The sequence below is a fragment of the Herbaspirillum sp. YR522 genome, assembly GCF_000282575.1.
Lineage (GTDB): Bacteria > Pseudomonadota > Gammaproteobacteria > Burkholderiales > Burkholderiaceae_D > Herbaspirillum.
The window spans coordinates 39,179-45,633 of record NZ_AKJA01000058.1 but is presented as its reverse complement, the minus strand read 5'-3'; the positions used below and the strand labels follow the sequence as shown (position 1 = coordinate 45,633).

The 6,455-nt window shown below is 62.3% G+C and carries 5 protein-coding genes; 2 read left to right on the top strand and 3 right to left on the bottom strand.

Translation table 11 applies throughout. From position 1 onward, the window contains the following. Together PMI40_RS09730 and PMI40_RS09725 are read left to right on the top strand one after the other, a co-directional pair. Positions 1-270: helix-turn-helix domain-containing protein (locus PMI40_RS09730; RefSeq protein WP_008114645.1), on the top strand; the 270-nt coding region annotated here is incomplete at its 5' end. 197 nt (positions 271-467) lie between these two features. Continuing rightward, positions 468-1,748, top strand: a complete 1,281-nt coding sequence (locus PMI40_RS09725) for an MFS transporter (protein ID WP_008114644.1) — start codon at positions 468-470, stop codon at positions 1,746-1,748. Positions 1,749-1,855: 107 nt separating this feature from the next. Here PMI40_RS09725 and ntrC read toward each other — a convergent pair whose 3' ends face one another. The 3 genes from ntrC to glnA all read right to left on the bottom strand — a co-directional run bounded on the left by ntrC (position 1,856) and on the right by glnA (position 6,141). Further along, positions 1,856-3,337, bottom strand: a complete 1,482-nt coding sequence (gene ntrC / locus PMI40_RS09720; RefSeq protein ID WP_008114643.1) for a nitrogen regulation protein NR(I) — start codon at positions 3,335-3,337, stop codon at positions 1,856-1,858. A gap of 129 nt (positions 3,338-3,466) precedes the next feature. Further along, positions 3,467-4,549, bottom strand: coding sequence for a nitrogen regulation protein NR(II) (gene glnL / locus PMI40_RS09715; RefSeq protein WP_008114641.1), 1,083 nt, complete (start codon positions 4,547-4,549; stop codon positions 3,467-3,469). 176 nt (positions 4,550-4,725) lie between these two features. Next, positions 4,726-6,141, bottom strand: coding sequence for a type I glutamate--ammonia ligase (gene glnA / locus PMI40_RS09710; protein ID WP_008114640.1), 1,416 nt, complete (start codon positions 6,139-6,141; stop codon positions 4,726-4,728). Positions 6,142-6,455: the final 314 nt, after the last annotated feature.

The window sequence follows — 6,455 nt, the reverse complement described above, 5'->3', positions numbered from 1 at the left end:
TGGCTGGCCGCCGAGCCGCTGCAGGCGTTGACCCCGGCCCTGTTCGAACGCCTGGCGCCCGAATTGCTGGCCGCGCATGCGGCCTCGTCGACAGCCTACCCGACGGCTGCACCGACGCAGCCGCAGGCGGTGCCCGCGCCGGCCGAACTGGCCGCGATGTTGCAGCGCTTCGGCGGCAACCGCGCGGCCGTGGCGCGCCATCTGGGCATCAGTCGCACCACGCTGTGGCGATGGCTGCGCGACCGGCGAGAGCCTGGTGAAATTATTTAGTTCAAATGAAATCGAGCGCATGTTCCCGTGTTTCGATAATCTCGCCCGGATCATTCTTGACAGCCATTCACCCCGCGCCTATCCTCGCCCGCTGTGACGCCACCGGCGCGACCGGCAGCGCGCACAGGGCCGCAAGACATAATCAGGACAATACGCCACCGGCCATCCCATATGGCGCTTTCAACCTCGGAGAATGCATGACCACCACCGCCCCATCCACGGCCGGACAAACCCATCCGCAAGCCAGACGCGCGATCGTTTCATCGTCGATCGGCAATGCGCTCGAATGGTTCGACATCCTGATCTATGGCGCCTTCGCCGTGGTCATCGCCAAGCAGTTCTTCCCCACCGGTAACGAAACCGTTTCGCTGCTGCTGACCTTCGGCACCTTCGGCGTGTCGTTCTTCATGCGTCCGCTGGGCGCGGTGGTGCTGGGTGCCTATTCGGACCGTGTCGGCCGCAAGGCGGCATTGAGCATGTCGATCATCCTGATGACCATCGGCACCGCGCTGATCGCCTTCATGCCCAACTACGCCGCCATCGGCCTGTGGGCGCCTGCCGGTATCGCGCTGGGCAAGATGATCCAGGGCTTCTCGGCCGGTGGCGAATTCGGCAGCTCGACCGCTTTCCTGGTGGAACACGCACCGCATCGTCGCGGCTTTTTCTCGAGCTGGCAGGTCGCCAGCCAGGGCATCAGCCTGTTGCTGGCAGCGCTCTTCGGCGCCGCTCTCAACAACCTGCTGACGGCCGACCAGCTGGCCTCGTGGGGCTGGCGCGTGCCGTTCGTGTTCGGCTTGCTGATCGCGCCGGCCGGCATCTATATCCGCCGTCACCTGGACGAGTCGCCCGAGTTCAAGGACGCCAGCGAAAAGACCGACGCGCCACTGCGCGACACCTTCAGCAGCCAGAAGCTGCGCCTGCTGATCGGCTCGGGCAGCGTGATCATGGCCACCGTGTCGGTGTACCTGTCGCTGTACATCCCTACCTATGCCATCAAGCAGCTGGGCCTGCCGGCGTGGTCGTCGTTCGCCGCCATGTCGGTGGCCGGCATCATCATGGCGCTGGGTTCGCCGCTGGTAGGCCATTGGTCCGACAAGTACGGTCGCACCCCGTTCATGATCGCCAGCAGCGCGCTGTTCATCGTGCTGACCTATCCGATGTTCCTGTTCCTCAACGCCTCGCCGGACTTCCTGCACCTGCTGATGCTGCAGGCCGTCATCGGCGTGTTGATGACGCTCTATTTCGCCTCGATGCCGGCGCTGCTGGCCGACATCTTCCCGGTCAAGACACGCGGCACCGGCATGTCGCTGGCGTATAACATCGCCGTGACGATCTTCGGCGGCTTCGCCGGCCTGATCATCACCTGGCTGATCGATTTCACCGGCGACAAGCTGTCGGTGAGCTATTTCGTCATCTTCGGCGCCGCCCTGAGCCTGCTGGCCAGCCTGTCGGCCCGCCTGGTGCTGCGCCTGCGCTAGGACGCCGTCACCCTGCCCTGCCCTGCACCGCGGTGCGGGGCCGCAAGTAAAAATGGCCCGGCGCCAAAAAGCGCCGGGCCATTGTCTTTTCAGCGCTGCGGGACGACTCAGTCGTCCTCGGCACCGCCGATGCCGAGTTCCTGGATCTTGCGCGTGATGGTGTTGCGGCCGATCCCCAGGCGCACCGCCGCATCGTTCTTGCGACCATGCGTATGCTTCAAGGCGATCTTGATCAGGGCCGCCTCGAACTGGCGCCCCAGGATGTCCATCACCTCGGGCTGTTCCTGCGACAGCATCTGCGCCGCCTCGACTTCCAGCAGCGAGATCCAGCTGGCGTGGCTGGCTTCGACGCCGACGGCCTCACCGGCCACCGGCACTACCTGCGCGGCCGAGGCCGGCGCCGACACGGTCTGTGCCGGCACCGGTGCGTGCACCCTTTCCTCGACCAGGTCCTGCGGCAGGTCCTTGACCTCGACGGTCTGGCCGGGCGCCATCACGGTGATCCAGTTGCACAGGTTTTCCAGTTGCCGCACGTTGCCGGCGAATTCCAGTTGCGACAGGAACTGCATCGCCTGCGGCGACAGGCGCTTGGCCTCGACACCCAGTTGGCGCGCGCTCTGGTTGAGGAAATGACGTGCCAGGATGGGAATGTCCTCGCTGCGCTCGCGCAGGCTGGGCAGGCGCAGGCGGATCACGTTGAGGCGATGGTACAAGTCTTCGCGGAACAGGCCTTCGCGCACCCGGTGTTCCAGGTTCTGGTGGGTGGCGGCGATGACCCGTACGTTGGCCTTGAGCGACTGGTGACCACCGACCCGATAGAAGTGCCCATCCGAGAGTACGCGCAACAGGCGCGTTTGCAGGTCCAGCGGCATGTCGCCGATTTCATCGAGAAACAGGGTGCCGCCCTCGGCCTGCTCGAAGCGCCCGCGGCGCATCGCCTGGGCACCGGTGAAGGCACCCCGCTCGTGACCGAACAGTTCGGATTCCAGCAAGTCCTTGGGGATGGCCGCGGTATTGAGCGCGACGAACGGCTGGCTGGCGCGTGGGCTGTGCTTGTGCAGTGCGCGCGCCACCAGCTCCTTGCCGGAACCTGATTCGCCGGTGATGAGCACGGTCACGTTCGACTGCGACAAGCGGCCGATGGCACGGAACACATCCTGCATGGCCGGCGCCTGGCCCAGTATCTCGGGCGTCTGTGCTGCCGATTGCTCGACATCGGTTTCGCGCAGGCTTTCCTCGAGCGCACGCCGGATCAGCTCGACCGCCTTGTCCAGGTCGAACGGCTTGGCCAGGTATTCGAAGGCACCGCCCTGGAATGCCGAGACCGCCGAATCGAGATCGGAAAAAGCGGTGATGATGATGACCGGAATACCGGGATGCTTGGCCTTGATGGTCTGCAGCAGTTCCAGGCCCGAGGCTCCCGGCATGCGGATATCCGAAACCAGGACCTGCGGCGTGCCGGTCTGCAGGGCCTGCATGGCATCGCGTGCGCTGGAAAAACTCTGCGTGGCGAGATTTTCTCGGGCCAGGGCCTTCTCCAGCACCCAGCGTATCGATTCGTCGTCGTCAACAATCCAGATTGGTTTCATAAATAACTTTTTCCTGCGTTGGTCATAATGCTTGCGGCGCTGCGGTGAACCTGCTCACCACGGCGACGGCCCCCGATGACGACCTTGCGTCACATTGGTCTTGGCGCGCTGCCTGTGGCAAGCATCTGCTCACGGCAGCGGTATTAGTATTCTGAAATCGGTACACCCCGGCCGGCTTTCGCATTCGATCACGCCCATGTGCTGTTGCACGAAGGTCTGCGCCAGCGTCAATCCGAGACCACTGCCTCCTTCGCGGCCCGAGACCAGCGGATAGAAGATGCGCTCCCGGATATCGGGGGGAATGCCCGGTCCGTTATCGATGATATGCAAGTCTAGTGCCAGCCGGTACCGTACCTTCGACAGCGTCACCTGGCGCAGCACCCGGGTGCGCAGCGTGAGCTCGCCGTCGCCGGCGCGAATGCGCTCCGACAAGGCCTGGGCGGCGTTGTGGACGATATTGAGCAAGGCCTGGATCAACTGCTCCTTGTCGCCCCGGAATTCGGGGATCGACAGGTCGTAGTCACGCTTGATCGACAGCCCCTGCGGGAATTCGGCCACGATCAGGCTGCGCACCCGCTCGCATACCTCGTGGATATTGACGTCGCCCACGATGTGCGGATGACGATGCGGCGCCAGCAGGCGGTCGACCAGTGTCTGCAGGCGATCGGCTTCCTTGATGATGACCTGGGTGTACTCGCGCAGCTCCTTGAGGTGGCGCTCGGGCAATTCGAGTTCGAGCAATTGCGCCGCGCCGCGGATACCGCCCAGCGGATTCTTGATCTCGTGGGCCAGGTTGCGGATCAGCTCCTTGTTGGCCTGGCTCTGGTCGAACATGCGTTCTTCGCGATCGAGCTTGAGTTGCTGCACGTTCTCGCGCAGCTCCAGCAGCACCGGCATGTCGGGGCTGTCGAGCGAGGTCACGATGGTATGTACCTGCAACGGCTCGCGGTTGGCGCGCTCCAGCGCCAGGTCGAGCCGCTTGTCGGCAAACTGGTGCGCCACGGCCTGGTAGAACAGCGCAGTGAGCTCACGGCCGTTGAGAAACAGCTCCGACAGCTTCTGCTGCGACAGGACCTTGAATGAACTCTCCAGCAGGTTCTCGGCGGCAGCGTTGGCATAGAAGATACCGCCTTCGGCGTCGAGGATGATCACGGCCGAGGCCAGCAGGTCGAGGCCGTCGAGTGAGGGAGGAAAGGGTTTGGTCGGATTCATTGATGCGGTACAGGCTGCAGGCTTGTTGATGAGTGATGATCTAGCAAGAATCGGGCAAGAGGCCGGACCGGCCGCGGTACGGGCCGCGGTATTAGCCGCGTGGCGGCCACGCGCTGCCGTCGCGCATGAAAAAAGGGGAAGCAAGCTTCCCCTTTTTTGACAGACGCCGACTCGATTTACAGCGAGTAGTACATGTCGAACTCGATCGGATGAGTCGTCATGCGATAGCGGGTCACTTCCTGCATTTTCAGATCCAGGTACGCGTCGATCATGCTGTCGGTGAAGACGCCGCCGCGGGTCAGGAACTCGCGGTCCTTGTCCAGGTTTTCCAGCGCTTCTTCCAGCGAAGCACAGACGGTCGGGATCAGCTTGTCTTCTTCCGGCGGCAGGTGGTACAGGTCCTTGGTAGCGGCTTCGCCCGGGTGGATCTTGTTCTGCACACCGTCCAGCCCTGCCATCAGCAATGCCGAGAAGCACAGGTACGGGTTGGCCAGCGGATCAGGGAAACGGGTCTCGATACGACGGCCCTTGGGGTTGGCCACGTGCGGGATACGGATCGATGCCGAACGGTTGCGGGCCGAATAGGCCAGCTTGACCGGTGCTTCGAAGCCTGGAACCAGGCGCTTGTAGGAGTTGGTGCCGGGGTTGGTGATCGCGTTCAGGGCCTTGGCGTGCTTGATGATGCCGCCGATGTAGTACAGCGCGAACTCGGACAGGCCGGCATAGCCGTCGCCTGCGAACAGGTTCTTGCCGTCCTTCCAGACCGATTGGTGCACGTGCATGCCCGAACCGTTGTCGCCGACCAGTGGCTTGGGCATGAAGGTGGCGGTCTTGCCGTAGGTGTGGGCGACGTTCCAGATCACGTACTTCAGGGTCTGGGTCCAGTCGGCGCGTTCGACCAGGGTCGAGAAGCGGGTGCCCAGTTCGTTCTGGCCAGCGCCAGCGACTTCGTGGTGATGCACTTCGACCGGGATGCCCAGCGATTCGAGGATCAGCGACATTTCCGAGCGCATGTCCTGGAAGCTGTCGACCGGAGGAACCGGGAAGTAGCCGCCCTTGACGGTGGGACGGTGACCCGAGTTGCCGCCTTCGATCTTGGCACCGGTGCTCCACGATGCTTCTTCGGAGTCGATCTTGACGAACGAACCGGACATGTCGGCACCCCAACGCACGCCGTCGAAGATGAAGAATTCCGGTTCCGGACCAAAGTAGGCGGTGTCGCCCAGGCCGGACGACTTCAGGTAGGCTTCGGCGCGCTTGGCGATGGAACGTGGGTCACGGTCGTAACCCTTGCCATCGGACGGCTCGATCACGTCGCACTGCAGGAACAGTGTGGTTTCTTCCATGAACGGGTCGATATTGGCCGTGTTCGGATCAGGGATCAACAGCATGTCGGAGGCTTCGATACCCTTCCAGCCGGCGATCGACGAACCGTCGAAGGCGTGACCGGACTCGAACTTGTCGATATCGAAATGGGACACAGGAACCGTTACGTGCTGCTCTTTGCCCCGGGTGTCAGCGAAACGAAAGTCAACGAACTTGACTTCGTTATCCTTGACCATCTTCAAAACCTCTGCGGCCGTCCTTGCCATGCGAATCTCCTAAAACGAGGAAGTAGTATAAATTTGAATGTTGAGCCGTTTTCTGCGACTGGATCTTTGCATTTAATACAACGGTCTTGCGCCGGAACTCAGGCGAGGATGATAGCAGATTCCATGCCACCGGCCTTTTGGCGGCGGCAGGAATGGAATATTTTAGGGAGCCGCGAGCCCTGGCGGTGCTCCCTTCAGTGCATCAGCCGGGCCGGAATGCACCAATTCATGGCAATTTTCATTTTTTGACCCAATATGATGCATTTATTGGGGCAATTCAATTTTCTGCACATTATTGGTGCATTTTGAGAATT

Excerpts from the sequence above, each read along its gene's own strand:
- glnA (WP_008114640.1), bottom strand. The coding sequence starts at position 6,141 with ATGGCAAGGACGGCCGCAGAGGTTTTGAAGATGGTCAAGGATAACGAA.
- ntrC (WP_008114643.1), bottom strand. The coding sequence starts at position 3,337 with ATGAAACCAATCTGGATTGTTGACGACGACGAATCGATACGCTGGGTG.
- PMI40_RS09725 (WP_008114644.1), top strand. The coding sequence starts at position 468 with ATGACCACCACCGCCCCATCCACGGCCGGACAAACCCATCCGCAAGCC.
- glnL (WP_008114641.1), bottom strand. The coding sequence starts at position 4,549 with ATGAATCCGACCAAACCCTTTCCTCCCTCACTCGACGGCCTCGACCTG.